Here is a 22,845-nt window from a genome sequence, read left to right on the forward strand (position 1 = left end):
TAAATCAATAATTCGAGGCAGTTTGGTGTTATCCGAACTGCCTTTTTTATTGACTTAAATTCAGCCTTATAGCTGATCAACAAATTTCAATGAAGATGCAGAGGACTACCGGCGAGCCATAATAATAAGAATACCGCTGCTCAATCTTACGAAGCCAGTGACTTTGAAACACATTTGTCGATATTCGAAAACAAGCTATCGACCTACCTTGCAATGGAAGAGCGCCAAGAATTTATGGGCAGCTTTATTTGGCTCTGACACTTAAAGCACATCCCGAAAAGTGTGAAACGGTTTTCGGACCAAGATGCGCGTCAAAACAAACATTTAGAGCGCCGATCTGATTCAATCAGATCGTAACGCGCTCTAATGGTTCAGTCGCTAAATGTGGCGAACCGACTGCTGACGCAAAAAATCGGCAAATATCTCGGTCTTGGAGAATTGTTTTGAAATCGATGCCGCGACGTGGGTTGGGTAAGCAACTGACAAATATCCAATTGGATCAAGCATGTTTATTGGCGAAATTGGATGAACCGGTAATTACAAAGACCCAGCCTGGTTCAGGATTTTTTCAGCAATTAGAGCATTCCCCGCAACAGTGCATAGCGGCTTTGCGTAGGATATTGCGTGAAAAAATAGAAAGAGTGGCTCCAGCGATTCCCGTCAAACATGAACCACTCTAGGATTCAAGGTTTCAGGAATTACTCCTAACGTATACGGACCGGCTTTAGATCGTCGGGACATTAAAATGCCGATCTCTTAGGCGATAACAGACATCTGCTTAACGTATCATGTGCCTGCAACGAGACAAAAAACGCGGCCCGAAAGCCGCGTTTTTTCTCATTTATGTATCAGGGATTAGCGCAGACGACCGCTTGCATGGGCGAGCATCGTGTATACTTTGCCGGTATCCGAAGTCAGATACGTGCGCGTTACCATGTTATCACGATCGTTGCGGGCAACGTCTTCAAGCAGGCGCTGGAAGTCGTCCATGTAACGATCAACTGCGCGGCGGAACTCACCATCCGTCTGATATTTGCGCTTGATGTCGTCAAAGGTCTGTTGACCTTTCAGCGTATAGAGACGGCGAGTGAAGACATTGCGCTCACCACGGCGATAGCGGTCCCAAAGTTCAACCGAAGCTTCATGATCAATTGCACGCGCAATATCGACCGAGAGCGAGTTGAGAGATTCAACCACATGACTTGGCGAACGCGGAGCAACAGTTGGCTGAGCCTGTGAAGGCGCTGCAACTTCTTCTTCGCGTGAAGCGCGTGCCAGAAGATCAGAAACCCAGCCGCGTGGCTTTTCATCCGATGCCGCAGTCTGTACGGGTCTCGGTGCTTCTGCCGGACGAGCACGGACAGCTACATCAGCCTGTGGGCGCGGTGCAGCCGGAGCCTGAACCGGAGCCGATACTGGGGCAGGTCGCTGTGTTTGAACCGGACGAGAAACCGGGCGGTCTGCACGGCTTTCGCCGACATCGACCAGACGTCCCGATTTGTTGACGATTTCAGCAAGCTCCTTAAGAGCATTGATCTGTTCACCAACGGCCTTGCGCATAGCGCTTGTCGTTTCCTTGGCTTCAGCCGGCATATCAAGTACGCCTCGCTTGAGTTCGCCACGTGTCGTGTCGAGTTCGGTGCGGATTTCCGTTGCAGTCCTACGAATATCATCGGTTGCAGCAGAGAACTTCTGCGATGCCTGTTCAACGATCTCGGCAACGCTTTCGCGCATCTTCTCAGCTGAAGTGCGTGTCTGCCCCTCAGCGCGCTGGAAGGCGGAAGCCACGACCGTTTCAAACGACTGCATCAGCTTTTCGATGCCTTCCGACTTCTCGACCAGACCTGCAGCCAACTTATCCAGCGCCAGATGGCGATCTTCAAGTGTACCAGTAAGACCATTCTGGGCAGAGCTGATCATGTCAGAAGCCGAAGAAAGAACCTTGCCATGCTCCTCAAAGCGCTCGGCAATATCGGCAATCTGCGACAGTGTACCATCGGACAGCGCACGCAGTGTGCCGATATTGTTGTCGATGAGGCCGGTTGAGGCCTGGAACATCTGTGCTGCACGGTTGGCATTTTCGACGAAGCTGCTTGTTGTCTCAACCAGACGGCCATCAATGCTCGTTAGGTTACGTGCAGCAACTTCAATCAACTTGCCAAGTTCGCCATTGGAAGCGGCGAGGCGGTCGATCAAATCACTTACATTGTCTGAGAGACCAGATTTTGCCTGCTGAACGGCCGCAATGGTTTCAGCCGTGCGGCTGGCCAAGGCATTAACCAGTGCCGCATTTTCGGCACGAAGACGGTCAGTGGCAGCGTGGGTTGCTTCTTCTAGCTGCTCTGCAAGGCCGCGACCGCTATCCGCCAGACGCTGCACGAGAGGCTCGGCAGTGTCGTTGAGGATCTGGGTGATTTCCTGAGAGCGAGCTGCAAGAACTGCATTGAGTTCACGTGTGCGTTCTTCAAGCGTAACAGCGGTTGTGTCCGTCACCTGAGCGATGCGCGCTTCAACAGAACCCAGTTCCATCGTGATTCGCGAACCGATGTCGCCAAGACGCGTGGCAATTGCATCTGCGCGTTCAGTGAGGCGAGCCTCAGTGCCCGACAGATTTTCGGTAACGCTTGAAGAGAATGCTTCGCTGTGACCGGCCAGTGTTTCACTGGTCTTGGTCGCAGTGTCGGCAATCCGTGCTTCAATTGCCGAAAGTTCCCCGGTGAGGCGACTTTCGATGGCTTCGAGGCCACCAGCAATCGCACTAGCACGCTCGTTCAGGCGAGATTCGGTGCCAGCCAGATTATCGGCAACGTTTGTAGCAAATGCTTCGCTATGGCCAGCAAGCGTTTCGCTTGTCTTGGCAGCTGTATCAATGATGCTGCTTTCAATCTGCGACAGACGCGATGCAATCGCATTGGCGCGTTCACCAAGACGCTCTTCCGTGGCGGAAAGATTGCTGGTGAGGTCTGCACTGAAGCTTTGACCGAAACCGTCGAGTGCTTCGCCAGCCTTGGCAGCTTCTGCTGACAAGACAGTGGCTGCTTCTGTAATCTTTTCACGCAGCGAACCTGCAACAACACCGGCACTGTGTTCCAATGCGCGACGAACATTGTCGACGCCAATGGTCAGCGCTTTTTCCATAGTCTGAGTGCGTTCTTCGATGATGCCAGTCTGGCCTTCGAAAGCACGGGTAATGGAATCGCTGCTGTTTTCAATTGCGTTATGCAGATTGGTGGTGCGCTGTGAAAGAATATCGCCATGATCCTGAAGCGTCTGGCTTAGCGATGCAGTGCTTTCTGTAAGGGTTTCACGAATTGCGGCGGTACGACCTTCAATGGTCTGCTCATGTCCATCAAGAATATGGGCAAGGGTGCTGTTGTGATCGTTGAGAACCGAACGGAGACCGCTTGTGCGTTCTTCAACGCGCTGCACATGATCGGTAAATGTCGCTTCGAAAGCATCGCGGCTTGCGCCGATTGTTTCGCTGATCGCCTGCGAACGCTCATCAAAGACACGTGCGAGTTCTTGCTGGTTATCAGCAATAAGCGCCTGGAGTGAGGTGACGCGCTCATCAAATGTGCGTGCCAGAACTTCCCGATTTTCATTGAAGTTATCGCGCATTAGGCTCGTGCGTTCATCCATCAACTGAGCCAGCATGGCCTGATTACCAACAATAACGCTGTTGAGCGAAGCAGCACGTTCATCAAGCGAACGGGCGTGATCTGCAAATGTCGCATCCAGACGCGATGCATTGTTTGCCATTTCTTCCTGCAGAACATTGGTCCTGTCAGCAAGGATTGCGGCATGCTGTTGCGCAGCAGAATTAAGAGCCGAAGCACTGTTGTTAATGGCATTTTCAATGTCGCTCGTGCGCGCAGTCAGCGTGTCTGCATGACCACGAATGACGGCAGAAACGCGCTCGGTCTCACCTTCAAGCGAGGAGGCAAGAACATCGCGGCTTTCTGCAAGCTTCCCGGCAAAGGCGGAAGCTTTTTCGCTGAGAACGTTACCGACGCTTTCACTGATCGAATTCAGCTCATCGCTGATCTTCGTCTTGGTTTCATCGATCATGCCACTCAGCGCGCTGCGTCCACCAGAAAAAGTTTCTGCAATTTCACGGGTACGGGCAATGAGGTTTTCATTGATCTGACGCGAACGTGTTTCAAGCGCTGCGTTGAGCTTTTCTGTGCTGCTGTCGAGCGCATGGGCGCGTGTTTCAAACTCGGTGAGAAGCGAGCGACCACGTTCATTGAGCGTTGTGTCGAGCTGTGTCAGACGCGCATCAAACTCGCTGATCATCGACTGCGTTGCGCCGCCGAGCAATGTTGCAATTCCAGCAGTACGCTCGTCAAGTGCCGAGCTAACGCGTTCCGAAATCTCACGCGACTGCTGGTCAAGCGTTGTAATGCGGCTATCGAGTTCGCTTGAGAAGGCTTCACCAGATGTGGTGATACGGTTTGCAATATCGCCGGTACGCTTTTCAATTGCTTCGGCAATCGCACCACCGCTTTCATTGATGCTGCCGATCAGGCGTTCGCCAGAATCGCCCAAAAGCGAGCTGAGCTGTTCCGATGCAGAGGCAACATTATCGCGTATGATATTGGCCGCACTCGACAATTCTTCCTTGAGCTGCTCATGAGCGCCGGTAATGGAAGAGCGAACACGTTCGGCATGGCTGACGACAGCTTCGCGTTCATTGCCAAGATCGCTGACAAGCGAACGAATGCGAACTTCGTTATCGCTGTAAGCACGTTCAAGCTGATTGACCTCAGACTGAACAAGGGTCTCAAGTTCAACAGCGCGTGCGAGCGTACGCTCAATGCCTTCGTTCATCGCAGCTACTTCGCGACGAACAGCCTGGCTCAGCGTGGAAACACGATCGCCGGCTGCAGCTTCAGGCTGCAAGAGCTTAAGCGCTGCTTCCGACATGCTGCGGGCTGCAACATGCATTTCTTGCGCGCGTTTAACGATGTGAGCAAAGCCCCAGAACATGGCGATTGGCAATGCGACGCCAGCAGCAACACCGATGCCGGCAGGGGATGTAAAGAAATTCGTCGTTGCCTGAAGACTTGAGAAGACATCCGGGCTGATTGCCTTGCTGATTGCAACGCCACCAGCGGCCCAAAGGACGCTCATAGCAGTCGTTGTCCAGTAAAGCTTGGACGAGCGCTCAGTTGCGCGGCGCGGCGCAGTCACGATGGAACGACCATTGCGCGAATCGTCATTGGCAGGCGTAAGCGATGTGGCAGGCGTGGCGGCTACAACAGATGGTGCAGGCGAGGCCGAAGCCGTTGCAGCAGCTTCCTGAACAACAGGCTTGGCTTTATTGGCAGGCTTTTGTGTAACATTGGCGGCTTCAGGCACGGCTGATGAAGCTGTCGCTTTGTTTGCTGGGGCGACCGGAACGATCGGAACAACCGGCGGCATGGGCGGCGCTGCAGGGCTGGCAATGACGGAAACGGTTGTGATCGCTTCAGCTTTCGCAGTTCCTTCAGTAGTAATATCGACAGGGGAGACTTGCGGTGCTTGAACCACTTTCGTGTTCTGCTCTGCGACGAGTTCTTCGGCCGCGCGCGAAATCTGCTCTTCCAGGTCATCGACTGAGAATTCTTCGTCAAGCGCACTCATATCCATGTCGATGTCGAAATCGTCACCGAAATCAATGTCGAGTGCCTGTTCAAGTGCCTGTTCAACCTCGTGGTCGAGCTTCTGCGCCTTGGATTTTGAAGCCATAGCCTTGCCTACCTCGTACTCATTACTGCGACGGCCGGATCACTACAGAGCCGTTACAAAACTCATTCCGCCATTTTTCATCGTACCGGCTCAGGCTTGTTAAGGAAATAGGCGCCTGGGCCAGATGTCTAAAACTTTAAATACAAGGTTAACAAATGCGACCTCATATGCAGAAAATCCCGGAATTCCGGCGTTTTTAAGTTAATGATCATTCTGTGGAAATCAAACAAATACGAGAAATCACTATAGCGCATCCCCGGCAAAAGGTTAACAAAAATACGCGCAGAAGGTGAACTGATAGTTTTCTTCCACCCATAGTTCGATTCAATGCCGTGCATTTTGGGTCGTGATCAGCACATTACCATTAATATGTAACGGCATATTGGCGCAGTTCTCTACGGAGCGACTTCCTGTGGTTGAAACTAGGCGCATAAGACCGTATTTGCCTTTGCAACATATCAAAGAAGCTTGTTGTGCCTTGAAGAGGGCGTTAAACGGCTATAAATCGCGCCGTCTTGGCGTGTTCAGGAACTTAAAATGACAAAGATTATATTCGTTTCCGCTGATGATGCTTCACGCATTGAAGTCGACGCCGACAATGGATCGAGCGTTATGGAAGCAGCAATCCGTAACGGTATCCCGGGCATCGACGCGGAATGCGGTGGTGCATGCGCCTGTGCAACCTGCCATGTCTATATTGATGAAGACTGGACGGACACGGTTGGCGGGCCAGATGCGATGGAAGAGGATATGCTGGATTTCGCCTATGAACCTCAGCCGAACTCACGTCTTTCCTGCCAGATTCGCGTAAGCGACGAGATCGACGGCCTCGTCGTTAAAGTCCCTGAACGCCAGAATTAATTACTTTACTGGCTCATTTTTTCGAGCTTGTAAGTCAGTAACCGCTCAAAACGGCGCTCGAAATTGATTGTTTCAACACGATCAAATCGCTCCTGCGCCTTATCATGCGCTGCCATCAGCTGTTCTGTCACCTTATCAATGTCAGCGCGAAGCGTCGCACAATCCCTGCGGCTGCGCAGCGAACGTATCTGCCGCTCCATCTCGCTCGCATGACTACGGGCGATCACAATATGACTTTCTTCGTGGCGACGAATGTCCTGATAGAGAGTATCCCAGATGAGTGCCAGTTCAGGCGAGGCTTTGCGACGCTGCTTCCAGCGCGGCAGCATCACCTTCGCGTGCACATTGACATAAACACCCTGAACCTTGCAGGCGCGGTCGCCTGTCGCGCGGCCGTAACGCACTTTGGCGTCAAAGCGGATTTCGGCAGCACCCGGATGATGTTGTCCGGTCTTTTTGAGAAATGGTCCGCTGCGCGACAATGCCTTGTCGAGATCTTCCGCTGTCTTTCCGTTCACGGTATAAAAGTTGAATGTCCGGAAAATGGAAGCCGCTTGCGCCTGTGGAACAACCACGGCCAGCGCCAAACCTATAGCCAGAACTCGTTTCTTAAAAGACATGTTCCGGCACCTCTTCATATAACCAGAAAGAAATTCGCAAATTCATTGATGAGCAACATGGCATGCAATCGTCAAGAGAACTATAACGACCAGCATAAAACGTCATACTTGTTATTTGGCTGCATCAGTTCCGACAACAAAGACAATTGGAATATTCATCAATGATGAAAGAATGGCAACTTGCCCATGATCGTAACCTTCAATTGGGTGCAAAATCTGTCATCATGGGCATTTTAAATGTCACGCCGGATTCATTTTCCGATGGCGGTCTTCATAATGATGTCGACAAGGCATTGGTGGTTGCTGAAAAAATGCTGGATGATGGCGCAACTATTATCGACGTTGGTGGCGAGTCGACCCGTCCGGGTGCAGACGCTGTGGATGCTGAAACGGAAGCGGCTCGCATTGTGCCGGTCATTCGCGCACTGACCGAACATTTCGGCTGTATTATTTCAATTGATACCTACCGTGCTTCAACGGCTCAGCTCGCGGTTGAAGCAGGCGCGCACATCGTCAACGACGTTTGGGGTCTGCAAAAAGAGCCGGAAATCGCAAAGGTTGCCAAACATACCGGATCAGGTCTGGTCATCATGCATACCAGTCGCGACCGGTATGCCAATCCCGATGTGATTGCCGATCAGTTTGAATTTCTCGATAGCTCATTGGAAATCGCGGGCAGGGCAGGCATTGAAGCCTCCCGCATTGTGCTTGATCCGGGTTTTGGCTTTGGCAAAGACAAAGATGAAGACATTGCGCTGATGGCGCGTATGGAGGAGTTGCAGCGTTTCGACTATCCTCTGCTCGTTGGGACGTCGCGTAAACGTTTCATCGGTGCAATCACCGAACAGGTCGACCCTTTGATGCGCGATGTGGGAACGGCTGCAACATCGGTAGCGATGCGTCTGGCTGGTGCCAGTATTTTCCGAGTTCATAATGTCGCTTTTAATAGGGACGCACTTGCAGTTGCTGATGCTATCCTGCAAAGCAGAGTAAATAGGTAATAGGAACAAAGCCGTGTACACCATTCGCATCATGAATTGCGCATTCTTCGCGCATCACGGCGTCTTTGACGAAGAGAACAAGCTCGGCCAGCGTTTTTATGTAGATGCTATCCTTGATGTCGATCCGAGCGATTCACTGGAAAATGACGATATTGAAGGCACAGTTCACTATGGAATCGCTTTTGCCGTCATTGAGGACATCATCACCGGACGGCAACGTTATTTGATCGAAACACTGGCGCTCGATGTCGGCAAAGCACTCACAGAGCGTTTTCCGCAAATTAAGCGTGCTGAAATCACGATTCGCAAACCGAATGCACCGGTTCCGGGTGTGCTCGATCATGTGGAAGTCACGGTGGTATATCCGCGTTGATCGAAACAGACATGCCTTATCGCGCCTGGCTGGGTCTTGGCGGCAATATTGATAATCCCGTTGCGTCCATGGCCAAAGCATTGAAATTGTTTGATGGGCGTGGCGACACGAAGGTCATCGCCGTCTCAAATGTTTACCGCACACCGCCATGGGGCAAGACCGATCAGGCGTGGTTTCACAATGCATGCGCAGAAATCACAACGGCACTTGAACCGATCAAGCTCATAGAGACATGTCTTGAAGTGGAGCGATCGCTCAAGCGCGTGCGGCTGGAGCGCTGGGGACCGCGCATCATCGACATTGATATTCTTGCGATGGAAACCAACGCGGGGGAAGCCATCGTCTTGAATGAGACATCTCTTGAACTCCCGCATCCGCGCATACAAGACCGCGCATTTGTAATTGTACCGCTCAATGATATTACACCGGAATTGCAAATTGCTGGAAAAAGCGTTTCCGAATGGGAAGCTTCCTGCGAAAGTTCGGAAATAGAAAAAGCCCGCACGGATGCGGGCTGGTGGCTTGAAACATAGATGGTTTAATTCTTGGCGATGCTGCCGACAGCCATGTTGTCAACGCGCTTCAGACTCATACCGATCACCGGAACCAGTTCCTTTTCGACGCGAACAGACACAGTAACATTCATAGTGTTTTGATCGGAAACACGAGCAAGCATGGCCCCATTGAGGTCTTTGCGATTGAGGCCTAGAACAACCTTGTTACCGGTGACGGAACCAGACGTTACATTGAGGCCTTTGCCTTCTGCACCGTCATTGAACTTGCCGGAATAGCTTGAGCCGCTGCGGGTAACTGTCGCTTTCATTGGCTGCGAAAACACGCCAACGCGGCAGGAACCATCCAGCGTCATACCGATTGAATCATCGGGCGTTGTGCCAGCCAGCGTGCAGACGAATTTCGTGCCTTTGTATTTTCCGGCAACAATCTCACCCGGGCCCGACCATTGGCCCTCGATGGTCTGGAAAAACTGTTCGTCCTTGTCAGCAGCCAGTGCAGGTGCAGCAAGGAACGATGCGGGCAGTAGCGTGAGGCATGCAACGATGTAATTTTTCATATTCAGCTCTGTCCCGGAATTTCCACCACAAAGGCCATTCCAATCGTTTATTTCAATACACGCTGGCACGAACGCTCAGCATGTTTCGAAGGCGCAGGGATCGCAGATTCGAGCACCCAATATTCATGTCTTATAATCGTCGCGAATGGTTAATGCTTCGTTGTTGCGGATCGGAAAGTCAACTCATTTGCATCAATATGAGATGTTTCTAGCCACGATTTTTGGGCTTTAGATCCTTATCGCCATTTATGCGCGCAATATCACCAATGAAGTCGCCAATACCGGGTCTTTTCTCTGCATTGAAAGGGAAGGGCCGCACGACATCCATGGCCGCAATCCCGATGCGAGCCGTCATCAAACCATTGACCACGCCTTCACCGAGCTTTGCGGAAAGCTTTGACGCCAGCCCATGACCGATAAGCTGCTGGATGACGCTGTCCCCCATGGCAATTGTACCAGTCACAGCCAGATGCGCGACAACGCGCCGCGCAAGCTTCAAAAAGCCCAGCGTTCCGGGGCGGCCACCATAAAGCTGTGACAGTCTGCGAATAAGACGCGCCGATTCAAAGATCACATAACCAATATCGACGAGCGCACGCGGACTGATCGCAGTCACAAGGGAAACACGCTTGGACGCATTGAGAATGAGCGCACGGGCTTCGCGATCCAGCGGACGCAGAATTTCAGTTTCTGCAAGCTGAATAAGATTGCGACCATCGATGATTTCATCGCTTAAGCCATCCAGCATCTGTCTTCCGCGTGCGGTTTCGGGCAGGCTTGCTGCAATGGTGCGCAATTCATCGACAGCTTTGCGCGCTGCCGCCATATCATCACGCTCGGCAGCATCAGCTGCATCCTTGCGCAGATGCTGAACCGATGCCAGCCTGCGCAATGCCAGCAACTCGCGCATAATAATCGCAACAAACGCGATGAGGGCAATCATCGCAACACCAAGCGCTGTCCAGCCAAGCCAGTCCGCACGTGAAAACAATGCCTGAATGAGGTCTTCAATCCAGATGCCAATGGCAAACGAAGCCAGGATACCCAAGGCACCGAACAGGATTTTGCTTAAAGACCATCGCCGGGAAGGTGGCGCTTCAAAGGACGGATCAAGGATCTCAAGCTCTGCCGCTTCGTCATCGCTAAGCGCAAAAACATCCACGTCAGGAACGAGCCTTTCCATATCCGTGACTGCGCGAGGACGACGGGGGACGTCTTGCGCCATGTCTGGAGACGAAACCGTATCAACAGGTTTCCTGACGGTAAACGCCGTCGGTTTGCGTGGAGGCTGCTCACTCATGCCAGACGATCTCCGATAAGAAACTGGAGTGCGCGATCAAGCCGGATGTGTGGTAGCGAAAGGGTGATGCCTTCCGCAGTGCGTTCAAGACGCGGAGGGCGAAAGCGCACAAAACGAATGGCTGGCTCTTCACTCGAAAGCGATTGTTCGAATATTACATTAGGATTTTTTGGTAAATCACCGGGAAATATAGCAGTTTCTGTTTCACCATCGAATATATCGCCGTCAATATGCTCGCCTTTAAGCGGCGTTCCGATGATGACGGGCAGTGTGTCTTTGCCTTCTTTGACTGTCGCTTCGCGGGTGGCACGAACGGCGGCCATGGCCAGCACTTCAATATCAGCGCCGGAAAAATCAGCGCGCTCAATAGCGCGTTCCACAAGGCGCCGAACGATTGCCTGCAATCTGTCATGGCTTTCATGATGCAGATGGTCGGCTTTGGTTGCCACAACCAGAATACGCCCGATACGACGCTGGATCAGTCCTGTGAGCAAATTGGCGCGTCCCGGACGGAAGCACGAAAGAATATCGGTGATTGCGCGTTCAAGATCACTCACCACGGCACCACCGGCATTCATGGCCTGCATAGCGTCAATCAGGATTATCTGGCGATCAAGTCGCGCAATATGCTCGCGAAAAAATGGTTTGATCACATGCGTTTTGTAAGCCTCGTAACGACGCTCCATCATCGCAGCCAGACTACCGGTTTTGAAATCATCCGGCTTTAAATCTGGCAGGGGGGCGAAAGTAAGCGCTGGCGATCCTTCGAGATCACCTGGCATCAGAAAACGTCCCGGCGGCAAGGTCGAGAGAGCACGCTCATCGGCTTTACCGGCGCGCAAATAAGCAGTGAAACTCTTTGCCAGTCTCTGCGCGGTCAGTTCATCGGCATTACCTGATGGCGTAACGCGCTCAGCCTCTCGAAGCCAATCCTCTGCCAGATCCACATGGGTCGGCTCATTGGCAAGCGCAAAAGAATCTGCGCTGAATTCACGATAGCTTTTGCCAAGCAAAGGGAGATCAAGCAGCCATTCGCCGGGATAATCGACAATATCAACGGACAGACGCCCCGGCGAAAGCCAGCGCCCCCATGCCGATGCGGTCTCATATTCGATGGTCAGGCGAAGCTGCGATATGGCGCGAGTTGAATCCGGCCAGATACGTTCATCAAGCAGCGCTGAAAGATGCTCTTCATATTGAAAACGCGGCACGGCATCATCCGGCTGCGGCTCAAGCAGAGAGCGGGAAATACGTCCGGATTTATAGGCTTCAAACATCGGCAGGCGACCACCATGCACCATATTGTGCACGAGTGCCGTGATGAAGACGGTTTTGCCTGCCCGCGAAAGACCAGTGACACCAAGTCTCAATGAAGGAGACATTAAACCAGTCGCACGATCTGCTAATGTATCGAGCGCGATCCGTGCCTCATCACCGAAACTGGTCAGTTTTGCCAATTGTTACCTCGTAAAAATTACATCACGTCAGAGCCATAGATAGGAACTCATGAGGCATATCAACAAGGTCGAGTTGGAATGCCTGACCAGTATCTATGATTTTGGCAGAGGAAAACTTTCCAGAATTCCTTTGCCATGAGCAATTTCAGACAGCGGCCCATCAAAGCGGATTGTGGCAAGAGCTGCGGTTGGAAAACCGGCTTCCAGTCGGGAGAGACTCGAAGAGTCACCTTCGCCGCACAGCGCCAAAGTCAAATCTTCGATACTCGGATTATGCCCCACCAGCATCAACTGCTCCGAATCGGCAGCTGCTCGAATGGCTTGCATATATTCACCCGGGCCTCCGCTATAGATAGCCTCATCGATGATTGTCTCAACCTTAATACCGAGCCGTTCGATCAAACCAGACGCCGTTTCGCGCGTTCGACAGGACCCCGAAAGCAAAACCTTGTCGGGAAAAAGCCCGGAAGCTTTCATAGCCTCTGCCAATCCGTCCAGAGCGGATATTGCTTCTTCATCCAAGGGCCTATCAAAATCATTCATTGCTGGCTTTGTCCACACTGCCTTGGCATGTCGGAGAAGGAAAAGACGACTCATAGAGTGCTCCTGGCTGCAATTTGAAAGGCGTGATCTGGTAGTGGTGCCACAATTTCTGCAAATTTGCTTTGGCTAGATATAGTTTTAGATCGTTTTTTTATAATTCACGTGAATATTCACAGGTAGTCTTGCTTTTTTATTGGGCATAAACTGGATGATCGATTGTTCTTCATTCGTAATTATGTTTCGTAAGTAGTGGCCTGACGAGGCTTTTGAAGATGTTTATAAAAATAATAACTAATAAATTGTCCACCTAAAATAATGTGCATATTTTTTCATCAAAATCATACAATTTTGATGACTTAAAAAGTAGTGAAGCGCGTGTGTTTGATGTTGTGTCCTCGTTGCGATGGACTTATATAACCGCTCGCGTCTCCTAGATGTGGGGTAATTCAGAATGAGTGAATTGATCGACCTTGACTATAGGCCCACTGAAGACGAGCCGTTCATGAATGAACGGCAGAAGTCTTACTTCCGTGCAAAGCTTGTTGCATGGAGGAATGATATTCTGCGCGAAGCGCGCGAAACTCTCGACGCGTTACAGCAGGAAAATGCAAACCACCCGGACCTGGCGGATAGGGCATCCTCCGAAACGGATCGGGCAATTGAGCTTCGCGCTCGTGACAGACAGCGCAAACTGATTTCTAAAATTGATGCAGCCATTGGCCGTATTGAGGAAGGAACCTATGGTTTTTGTGAGGAAACCGGCGATCCAATCAGTTTGAAACGACTTGATGCACGACCAATCGCAACGCTTTCTATCGAAGCACAAGAGCGCCATGAGCGCCGCGAAAAGGTCTATCGCGACGATTGATTTTCATCCAGTCGTGTATGAAATTTGAAGGCTGCGGTTTCCGCAGCCTTTTTTTCTTTGCTTAGAGCGTTTCCAGCAAAAGTGCGTAGCGGTTTTGCGTAGGATAATGCGTAAAAAATACATAGAGCCATTCGTACACTTCCACTTAAACGGGAACTGCTTCGTGTAGCGCACAAAAAAGGGTATCAGCCCATAAGGCTGATACCCTGAAACTATGGAAGCATATGATCAGAAATTGCGTGTTTCGTTTCTGGTAAGCTCACCAAGAAGCTTTTCCATCTCATCCTCGATGCTATCGTCTTGACGGAGGTCCGGCTTATTATCGTTTGGGGAAATATCGAGCGAACCAAGCAGTTCTTCTTCAAAAAGATCGACGTCAAGCATTGCTGGCTCGTTATTAGCAGAACCAGCCGCGCTTTCAGTTACCAGATCAGCCATGATTGCATCATGTAATGCGCCACCGATATCGCCGAGATCATCATCAGCAAACTCCGGCTCGGCATTTGCAGACACCATAGCTGGCTCTGCTTTAGGCTCCACATGCGCAACAACCGCCGGACTCTGCACCACATCGCTGATTTCGGGCACAGGCGCTTTTATGCTCGTCGTTTCACGTTCTGGCGTCACACTTCCAAGATCGGAAGTCGCAACCGTTGCTGTGGCAGCAATGGCACCTGCACCGAGGCCCGATGTCGAGCTTAAGACACCGCGCGATACCTGGCTCAGCGGATAGGCTGGGTGCAGACGTGGAGACTGAGGCTGCTCAGCCGGGCGAGGTGCTGCTGGCAAAACCGTGCGTGGCTGTGGCGGATAATTCGGGGCAGGGCGTGGCGGTTGAGGGCGCGACTGTACGACAGGTGCTTCTACCGTCCGTGGTGCCTGCGGCGCAACCGGCATAACCGGCGGAGCAGGAGGTGTGCGAAACTGTTGTGCCTCAACATGAGCGGGTTGCACAATTGCTTCCCGCACAGGTTCTGGCTTGCGCTGGAGCGGCGTTTCGATTGGGGAATTAAGCTGGATAGCTTCGTTTTTCTCCCCCGCCTGCGAAACTTGCTGTGAAAGCGTCGGACGCTCTGCCACTTCAGACGTGATGCTCGCCTCATGCTGGCGGAAACGCTCAATATGTTCCGGCTCGATACGGGTTGCCTGACGCGAATTGGCGCGCGATTCCATCACAATATTCTGCTCGACGACGACATCAGTCGGTCCACCAATAAGCAGAAGATGTTCGACATCATCGCGACGGATCAGAACCAGCTTACGGCGGCTGTCTACGGCAGCAGCATCCATCACTGAAAGTCTCGGCTGACGTCCTGTTCGCCCATTCGAAGCAAAACCGCCGCCGCTAAAGCGGCGGATAATACTCAGAACAACGAAAATTCCGCCTAAAATGATCGCAAAAATAAGGATGAAACCGACAATATTTGCCGCGCTTTCCCCAACAAGACCGCTGAGCCATTCCTTCATGCGGGTAACCCTCTCATACTAAAACCAATAATGTCCGGTTGACCGAAACCACAAGTTCCCCACGTTTCATCACCGCGACAACACATATTCGATAGAACACTAGTTCAATTTGCCTTGCTTGGGAATGTTCCATCCATTTGCAAGAAACATATGATCCCCAGCCAAAACAGTGCAAAACGCGGCGCTTCGTGCTGTTTTATGCGAGCCATGCTTGTGCTGTCAGGCAATTAACGCATTCTGCGAATCGGATATACCCTGCAATATGCGTCAAAATCTGGCACAAGACGTAAAGCTGGAAAGCGATGCAGGGAACGTGATTGGTTTTGCTTAATGAAAAAGATAGCGCTTGAGCTGGGAGAAAACATCATGAAAGGGCAGTGGGCCTGATGTCGCGACAGACGGACAATAATTATCCGAAACCGCTCGTGATGCCGAAGCGTGGCTCCAGCTCAGCCTTGAGGCTCCTGATTATCGGCGTTGTGCTGACAACGGCAGCCCTTGTCTATTTCCTGTTTCGCGATCAGCTTGGCGACGGTTTTGCAATCGTTCTGATGGGCATATTGTCCATGATCGGCGTTTTCTATCTTTTTGGCGCAGCCACTGGCCTGATCCAGTTCAGCCAGCGTCACGGTGGACAGGATCTGGCGCATGCTTTCATGGATACGCAGCCGGAAGGAACAGTCATTTCCGATGCACGCGGCCAGATTGTTTATGCAAACCGAGCCTATGCCGGAATGACCGGCGTTGCATCCGCAGAAGGCATACGCTCGCTTGATAATATACTGACAACGGAACCTGCTGCATCCGATGCCATTTATCGCCTGACAAATGCTGTGCGTGACGGTCTTTCAGGGCAGGAAGAAGTGCGGATTTCCGGCGGACTGTCGCGGGATAATCATGGCTCTGCCGCTCCCGTCTGGTATCGCATCAAGGCGCGTCCGGTGGATGGCGGACAGGACTTCAAGGGAACACTTGTTGCCTGGCAGATCGCAGATATTTCAGACGAGCGTGCCGAACAAGAGCGCTTCTTTCAGGAGTTGCAGGAAGCAATCAACCACCTCGATCACGCACCGGCTGGCTTTTTCTCTGCTGATCCGTCTGGCCGCATTATCTATCTTAATGCTACCCTCGCTGAATGGCTTGGTGTCGATCTGACCCAATTTACACCGGGTTCGCTCACTCTCAATGATATTGTTGCTGGCAGCGGTATGGCGCTGATCAAAGCCGTCAAAGCCGAACCCGGCACCAGCCGCAACACGGTGATCGATCTTGATCTGATCAAGCGCAACGGCCAAAGCCTTGCCGTACGCTTTTATCATCGGGTACAGGCTGCACGCGACGGAACACGCGGCACAAGCCGAACCATCGTTCTTGATCGCGCTGAGGGCGAAGATTCGTCGGCAACATTGCGCTCGGCAGAAGTGCGCTTCACACGCTTCTTCAATTCCGCTCCGATGGCAATTGCGGCAGTCGATGCACAAGGCCATACACTGCGCACCAATGCGCGATTCCTCGATATTTTCGCACCCGTTGTTGATCGCGATGCGGTCGATAACCGCGTCAAACTTGAAAACGTCGTTCACGAACGCGATCGCGAGACCTTCAACAAAGCTTTGGCTGCAGCCTTCGCAGGGCAGGCCAGCATTTCGCCCGTCGACACTGTGTTGCCGGGCAATGAAGATCGTCATATCCGTTTTTATCTGAGTGCTGTCACCGATTTGGGCGAAACAAGCGAAGAAGCTGCGATTGTTTCTGCGGTCGAAACCACCGAGCAAAAAGCGCTCGAAAATCAGATGGCGCAAAGCCAGAAGATGCAGGCTGTGGGACAGCTTGCCGGCGGCATCGCGCACGATTTTAACAATGTGCTCACAGCTATCATCATGTCGTCGGATTTGCTGTTGAGCAATTACCGCGCTTCCGATCCGTCCTTCCCGGACATTATGAATATTAAGCAGAATGCAAACCGTGCAGCCTCGCTCGTGCGGCAATTGCTTGCATTCTCGCGCCGTCAGACCTTGCGTCCTGAAGTTCTCGACCTCACAGACGTTCTGGCCGATCTGCGCATGCTTCTCGCACGTCTCGTCGGCAAAGATATCGGTCTTAAGATCGAGCATGGCCGCGATGTCTGGCCTGTTAAGGCTGATCTTGGTCAGTTCGAACAGGTGGCTGTCAATCTGGCCGTCAATGCGCGTGACGCCATGCCAGACGGCGGCGACATCACACTGCGCACACGCAATGTCAAAGCACACGAAGCTGCCAAGCTCAATTATCGCGATCTGCCCGAAGCCGACTATGTCGTCTTCGAAGTCGAAGACAGCGGAACTGGCATACCAGCCGATGTTCTTGAGAAAATCTTCGAGCCGTTCTTCACCACCAAGGAAGTCGGCAAGGGCACCGGCCTCGGTCTTTCGATGGTGTATGGCATCATCAAGCAGACCGGCGGCTTCATCTATTGTGATTCCGAAGTCGGCAAGGGTACGACATTCAAAATCTTCCTGCCGTGCCATATCGAAGAAAATGGTGCCGACAATGCGCCTGTAGCGGTCAAGGAAAAGAAGGTTGAGAAGGCGGCCGATCTTTCCGGTTCGGCAACCGTGCTGCTCGTTGAAGACGAAGACGCCGTGCGCATGGGCGGCGTGCGTGCGCTTCAATCGCGTGGCTATACGGTGCATGAAGCAGCATCTGGTGTCGAAGCGCTTGAGGTTTTGGAAGAACTCAACGGCCAGGTGGACATTGTCGTCTCCGACGTCGTTATGCCTGAAATGGATGGCCCAACGCTGTTGCGCGAATTGCGCAAGACGCATCCAGACATCAAATTCATCTTCGTATCCGGCTATGCGGAGGATGCATTTGCCCGTAATCTGCCTGCCGATGCCAAGTTTGGCTTCCTGCCAAAGCCTTTCTCTCTCAAACAGTTAGCAACTGCTGTTAAAGAGATGCTGGAGAAAGAAGATTAATGCCTGAACGCTTGGTTGCGATTTTCGGTGGCGGACCAGCAGGACTATTCGCCGCCGAACATTTGTCGGCACTTGGGCATTCGGTTACCATCTATGAACAGATGCCGACCGTTGGGCGCAAGTTCTTGCTTGCAGGAAAATCTGGCCTCAACATCACGCATTCCGAAGATTTTTCGCAATTTGCGCAGCGCTTTGGGACAAGCAATGACCATCTGTTGCCTGCCTTGCAGCAATTCACACCACAGGATTTGCGCGACTGGGCCGACAGGCTTGGTGCTGAAACCTTCGTAGGCTCATCAGGTCGCGTCTTTCCAAAGGCGATGAAAGCCTCGCCGCTTCTGCGTGCATGGCTGCGACGTCTGGAGGCGCAGGGCGTCAAAATTCTGACCCGTCACAAATGGCTTGGGTTTGAAGGGAACAAGCCTTTGGTTCAGACGTCCAACGGCATTGAAGCGATAGCGTGCGATGCAACGCTCTTTGCCTTTGGCGGCGGCAGCTGGCCCAAGCTTGGCTCCAATGGCGCATGGACCGAACTGTTTGCAGAGCAGGGCATCGATATTGCTCCTCTACGTTCTGCCAATTGCGGTTTTGATGTCGATTGGAGCAAGTTTTTTTCAGAGCGCTTTGCGGGAGAGCCGGTCAAATCAGTGACGATCACAAGTCAGGCAGCCGTGACACAGGGCGAGTTCGTCATTACGCGCAGCGGTGTGGAAGGCAGCCTGGTCTATGCGCTTTCGGCGGTCTTGCGCGATGAGCTTGAGCAGAACGGGCAGGCAAATCTCGTGCTTGATCTGACGCCGGGGCGCACGCAAGAGCGGATCGCACATGATATTTCACGTCAGGATAAGAAGATAAGTATAAGTAATCTATTGCGAAAAGGCGTAGGCCTTACGGGTGTGAAAGCAGCACTGGTACTTGAGTTTGAGCGGGAGAAAGACCCGATCAGACTTGCGCACACAATCAAGTCGCTCAAAATTCCGCTGCTGCGCCCAAGACCTATTGAGGAAGCTATCTCCTCTGCTGGTGGCATAAAATGGAGCGAGATTGACGCGCATTATATGCTGGCAAAAATGCCCGGCACATTTGTGGCCGGAGAGATGATCGACTGGGAAGCACCAACTGGCGGTTATCTTGTCACCGCATGTTTTGCGAGCGGGAAGGCATCCGCAAACGGCATTCATAAATGGCTTCAAAAAAGCGGTTAGACTTTTCATCTAAGCGTCACATGGGAGGGAATATGATACGCTTTTTGAAAGTTACAGGTTTCATTGTCCTTCTCGGTCTTGTGGGTGCCGTATTATGGCTGGGTTTCAGACCGCCGGAGCTTCTTAAAGTCGGCACCGGCTATGCCGCAAAAATCGTCTGTTCCAACGTGTTTCTGGCCCATCGCAATGCCGACGAAGTGCTCGCTATTGATGTGCAGGCACCCGGGCATCCGCTGCTCAAATATCTCAATGTATCCGTTAACAATGACGACCAGAGCGTAACCGCGCATATTTTTGGTTTCTTTGCTCCGAGCAAAGCCGTTTATCGCCCTGGACTTGGCTGCGCCAATATTCATAACGAGGATTTGCGTCCCCAAATGACCGTGCCTGCCGACGCTGCGGCCAGAATATCAGACATTCAGATCAATCCTGCAATTCAAAGCATCATCGAGAACCCAACAATGGCCGGTCCCGGAATGCGCGCCATAGCGGTGCTAAAAGACGGTCAGATTATTGCCGAAACCTATGCGCCAGGCTTTGATTCAAATACGCCTCTGCTGGGCTGGTCTATGACCAAATCAGTGATGGCAACCTTGATCGGCATGCGCATTGCCGAAGGAAAAATGGACTTGCAGCGCGATCATCTTTTGCCGGAATGGGAAAATGACGAGCGTTCAAAGATCAGACTAGCTGATCTGCTGGCTATGGAAAGCGGTCTGAAATTCGATGAGGATTACGGCGATGTTACCGATGTAACGCGAATGCTTTACCTGGAAAACGATATGTCTGGTTTCGCTGCCTCATTGCCGCTTGTAGCGCAGCCCGGCGAAAAGTTCAGCTATTCGAGTGGCACATCCACTATCCTTTCAAAGCTCTATATGAATAGCTTCGACAGTCAGGAAGAGGGCCTATCCTATGCCAAAAAGGCGCTTTTCGAGCCTTTGGGTGTAACCAATGCGACATTGGAATCGGATGCAAGCGGCGTACCGGTCGGTTCATCTTATCTTTATGCGACTGCTCACGACTGGCTTCATCTCGCAGGTTTTCTGATCGAGAATGGCCGGATTGGTGATCAGCAGCTTTTGCCAGACGATTTCGCAAGCTTCATGCGTCAGCCATCCAAAGCCTCTCAGGGACGCTATGGATCGGCACAAGTCTGGTTGCAAACCGCGGGTGTTGCGGCAGGAATGGGCGGCATTCCGGCGGACGCCTTCTGGATGTCCGGCCATGATGGACAAAGCCTGATTATTGTTCCGTCAATGGATCTGGCGATCGTCCGTCTCGGCCTCACGCCATCGCGCGCCGGATATAAGGTTTCCACGCTTCAGGAGGCCGTCATCAAGGCACTTCAGGATTTGCCTTGATGTCAACCAGATTAAGCTTACGGAAATCGCCACCACTTGGATTCTGGAATGGATAAAGACCAAATTCCGGCATCACTGCATAGAGATGATCGAAAATATCAGACTGGATTTGCTCATACGAAGCCCAGACGGTTGTATTGGTGAAGCAGTAGATTTCGAGCGGCAAACCGTCTGGTGTGGGATCCATCTGGCGCACAAGCAAGGTCATGCCGCTGTGAACGCCCGGATGGTTTTGCAGATAGGTTTGAACATAAGCGCGGAACGTACCGATATTTGTGAAACGGCGCGTATTAACCGGGTTGTTGGCCTTTTCACCCAGTTTGGAATTCCAATCGGCTATCTCTTTTTCTTTTTTCGACAGATAGTTGGTTAGCTGGTCAATCGAAGCAAGGCTGTGAAGTTCATCCTCACTTAAAAAGCGAATTGTAGCCTGATCGATAAATAAGGCACGCTTGATGCGACGGCCGCCTGATTGCTGCATACCGCGATAGTTTTTCATCGGTTCGGTGATGAGCTTGCGGATCGGAATTGTGGTGATCGTCTTGTCGAAATTCTGAACTTTGACAGTATAAAGCGCAATCTCGGTCACATCGCCATTGGCATCAAGATTTTTCATCTCGATCCAGTCACCAACCCGTACCATGTTGGAGGAAGCAATCTGCATACTGGCAACCAGTGAAAGCAGGGTATCCTGAAAAACCAGAATGAGCACTGCGGCCATCGCACCAACGCCAGACAACAGGATTACCGGCGAGCGATCCAGAAGCGTCGCAATAATCAGCACAATCGCGATGATGTAAATGATAAGCTTGCTGACCTGAATATAGCCCTTGATCGGGCGATCCTTGGATTCTTCGCGGCGACTATAGAGCGTGTCGACGACACTCAAAACAGCGCTTACCGTAAACGCTAAAGTTAGAATGATGAAGGCTGTAGCAACATTGCTGATCACAGTCAGCGCCGTATGAGGCAGCTCCGGGACAGCGGCAATGCCGGATGCAATGATCAGTGCAGGAACAATATTGGCCAGATGTCCGATGACACCATGCTGCTTTAATTCCTCATCCTGTCCGAAAGTCGTTTTTTGAACGATCCGGTTGAGAACCTTGAGCAGAACTGCCTTAACGAGAAAATTTGCTACAAAGGCTGCAAGAAAAAGGCCGCATAACATTGCAACCGTTTGCGCCCATGGATGAGCAATAAAAAATTCCGACAATAGATTTTCCCGATATTGGCCTGAATATTTTGATGATTTGTAAGAGTCCTACGTGCGTGAACCGCTGAAATCAACCTTCGGGCTTAAAAACAAACAAATCCCGGCCAAAAGGCCGGGATTTTTATCCATATATACAGAATACTTACTGAGCCGGTGCCGGGGTTGCTGGCGTGGCAGGTGCCGTCGCATCCGGTGTTGCCGGAGCAGGCGTTGCTGCTGGAGCGTTCGTTTCTGTGGCTGCATTTGGATCGGCTACACCATCCTTAAACAACACTGAACGTTCAAATGCTGGTGCTTCAGTCAACTGTTCCTTGCTTGCCTTAACCGACAGCCACTTTTTGCCGTCACTACGTGTCGCGAGTTGCAACTGATCAGGGCTGACTGCAACATCCTTTTCGCCGACACCCAAGAAGCCGCCTACACCAATCACCGCGGCCTGAACTTCACCGTCCGGGCTGACGATCAGATCATTGAGTTTGCCAACAGAGGCCGCATCGGCTGCATCACTTTCATAGACTGTCTGCCCGATAAAGCTCGAAACCAGAAGCTGCCCATCCTTGGCTTCCATGAAGCCGATCTTTTCAGATTCTTCAGCAGGTGGGCTACCAAACATATTCTGGGATGAAACCGGAAGCTCCGAAGCCGCAGGGGCCGCTTCCATTGGTGCAGGGGCTGCTGTCTGGGCGAAGGCCGATCCTCCGATAAGCAGCGCACACGTCGTTGTCAGAAGTGTTGTTCTAAGCATAACCATCTCCTTTATACGCTCGGTTTCATTAAAAGAACGTAGAGAATGGCCTTGGGTTCCAATTTT

Annotated in this window: 17 protein-coding genes; 8 read left to right on the top strand and 9 right to left on the bottom strand. The window is 51.9% G+C overall.

The window, feature by feature from the left end; translation table 11 throughout:
• Window positions 1-855: 855 nt before the first annotated feature.
• A complete protein-coding gene (locus tag CEV31_RS11485; protein ID WP_094507162.1) occupies window positions 856-5,730 on the bottom strand; it encodes an apolipoprotein A-IV repeat region-like domain-containing protein in 4,875 nt (1,624 codons plus the stop codon).
• Window positions 5,731-6,267: 537 nt separating this feature from the next.
• Here CEV31_RS11485 and CEV31_RS11490 point away from each other — a divergent pair.
• Complete coding sequence (locus CEV31_RS11490; RefSeq protein ID WP_094507163.1) at window positions 6,268-6,591, top strand: 2Fe-2S iron-sulfur cluster-binding protein; 324 nt, start codon at window positions 6,268-6,270, stop codon at window positions 6,589-6,591.
• Window positions 6,592-6,596: 5 nt separating this feature from the next.
• On the opposite strand, the gene CEV31_RS11495 is transcribed toward CEV31_RS11490, so the two are convergent.
• Window positions 6,597-7,211, bottom strand: a complete 615-nt coding sequence (locus CEV31_RS11495) for a DUF922 domain-containing Zn-dependent protease (RefSeq protein WP_094507164.1) — start codon at window positions 7,209-7,211, stop codon at window positions 6,597-6,599.
• A 161-nt stretch (window positions 7,212-7,372) separates the two neighbouring features.
• On the opposite strand from CEV31_RS11495, the gene folP reads away from it, so the two are divergent.
• Genes folP through folK form a run of 3 tightly spaced genes read left to right on the top strand, consistent with a single transcriptional unit; the run spans window position 7,373 to window position 9,118 of the window.
• Window positions 7,373-8,212, top strand: coding sequence for a dihydropteroate synthase (gene folP / locus CEV31_RS11500; RefSeq protein ID WP_094507165.1), 840 nt, complete (start codon window positions 7,373-7,375; stop codon window positions 8,210-8,212).
• Between the two features lie 13 nt (window positions 8,213-8,225).
• On the top strand, window positions 8,226-8,585 hold the full coding sequence (gene folB, locus CEV31_RS11505) for a dihydroneopterin aldolase (RefSeq protein ID WP_094507166.1): 360 nt from the start codon (window positions 8,226-8,228) through the stop codon (window positions 8,583-8,585).
• 11 nt (window positions 8,586-8,596) lie between these two features.
• Window positions 8,597-9,118 (top strand): 2-amino-4-hydroxy-6-hydroxymethyldihydropteridine diphosphokinase, encoded by a 522-nt coding sequence (gene folK, locus CEV31_RS11510; protein ID WP_094507348.1) that lies wholly within the window; start codon window positions 8,597-8,599, stop codon window positions 9,116-9,118.
• Between the two features lie 5 nt (window positions 9,119-9,123).
• Here the strand turns inward: folK and CEV31_RS11515 are convergent, their stop codons facing one another.
• The 4 genes from CEV31_RS11515 to CEV31_RS11530 all read right to left on the bottom strand — a co-directional run bounded on the left by CEV31_RS11515 (window position 9,124) and on the right by CEV31_RS11530 (window position 13,011).
• A complete protein-coding gene (locus CEV31_RS11515) occupies window positions 9,124-9,657 on the bottom strand; it encodes a hypothetical protein (RefSeq protein ID WP_094507167.1) in 534 nt (177 codons plus the stop codon).
• 208 nt (window positions 9,658-9,865) lie between these two features.
• On the bottom strand, window positions 9,866-10,957 hold the full coding sequence (locus tag CEV31_RS11520) for a YcjF family protein (RefSeq protein WP_094507168.1): 1,092 nt from the start codon (window positions 10,955-10,957) through the stop codon (window positions 9,866-9,868).
• Entirely contained in the window at window positions 10,954-12,414 is a 1,461-nt protein-coding gene (locus CEV31_RS11525; RefSeq protein ID WP_094507169.1) for a YcjX family GTP-binding protein, read from the bottom strand. The genes CEV31_RS11520 and CEV31_RS11525 overlap by 4 nt, the downstream gene beginning before the upstream one ends.
• 93 nt (window positions 12,415-12,507) lie before the next feature.
• The gene (locus tag CEV31_RS11530; protein ID WP_094507170.1) at window positions 12,508-13,011 is read right to left on the bottom strand and encodes a SixA phosphatase family protein; all 504 of its coding nucleotides are present in this window, start codon (window positions 13,009-13,011) and stop codon (window positions 12,508-12,510) included.
• 397 nt (window positions 13,012-13,408) lie between these two features.
• On the opposite strand from CEV31_RS11530, the gene dksA reads away from it, so the two are divergent.
• Window positions 13,409-13,825 carry an RNA polymerase-binding protein DksA gene (dksA, locus tag CEV31_RS11535; protein WP_094507171.1) on the top strand — a complete coding sequence of 139 codons (417 nt, stop codon included), beginning with the start codon at window positions 13,409-13,411 and terminating at the stop codon, window positions 13,823-13,825.
• 228 nt (window positions 13,826-14,053) lie between these two features.
• On the opposite strand, the gene CEV31_RS11540 is transcribed toward dksA, so the two are convergent.
• The gene (locus CEV31_RS11540) at window positions 14,054-15,292 is read right to left on the bottom strand and encodes a flagellar biosynthetic protein FliO (RefSeq protein WP_094507172.1); all 1,239 of its coding nucleotides are present in this window, start codon (window positions 15,290-15,292) and stop codon (window positions 14,054-14,056) included.
• 386 nt (window positions 15,293-15,678) lie between these two features.
• On the opposite strand from CEV31_RS11540, the gene cckA reads away from it, so the two are divergent.
• From cckA to CEV31_RS11555, 3 genes are read left to right on the top strand one after another with little or no spacing between them, the layout of a single operon-like run.
• A complete protein-coding gene (cckA, locus tag CEV31_RS11545; protein ID WP_094507173.1) occupies window positions 15,679-18,249 on the top strand; it encodes a cell cycle histidine kinase CckA in 2,571 nt (856 codons plus the stop codon).
• On the top strand, window positions 18,249-19,454 hold the full coding sequence (locus CEV31_RS11550) for a TIGR03862 family flavoprotein (protein ID WP_094507174.1): 1,206 nt from the start codon (window positions 18,249-18,251) through the stop codon (window positions 19,452-19,454). The genes cckA and CEV31_RS11550 overlap by 1 nt, the downstream gene beginning before the upstream one ends.
• 32 nt (window positions 19,455-19,486) lie before the next feature.
• Window positions 19,487-20,818, top strand: a complete 1,332-nt coding sequence (locus CEV31_RS11555; protein WP_094507175.1) for a serine hydrolase domain-containing protein — start codon at window positions 19,487-19,489, stop codon at window positions 20,816-20,818.
• Here CEV31_RS11555 and CEV31_RS11560 read toward each other — a convergent pair.
• Window positions 20,793-21,989 carry a mechanosensitive ion channel family protein gene (locus CEV31_RS11560; protein WP_374846883.1) on the bottom strand — a complete coding sequence of 399 codons (1,197 nt, stop codon included), beginning with the start codon at window positions 21,987-21,989 and terminating at the stop codon, window positions 20,793-20,795. The two genes, CEV31_RS11555 and CEV31_RS11560, sit on opposite strands and share 26 nt — an antisense overlap.
• Before the next feature lie 187 nt (window positions 21,990-22,176).
• Window positions 22,177-22,779, bottom strand: coding sequence for a PRC-barrel domain-containing protein (locus tag CEV31_RS11565; RefSeq protein ID WP_094507349.1), 603 nt, complete (start codon window positions 22,777-22,779; stop codon window positions 22,177-22,179).
• Between the last annotated feature and the right edge of the window lie 66 nt (window positions 22,780-22,845).

The organism is Brucella thiophenivorans (assembly GCF_002252445.1).
In the GTDB taxonomy this organism is placed as follows: Bacteria; Pseudomonadota; Alphaproteobacteria; order Rhizobiales; family Rhizobiaceae; genus Brucella; species Brucella thiophenivorans.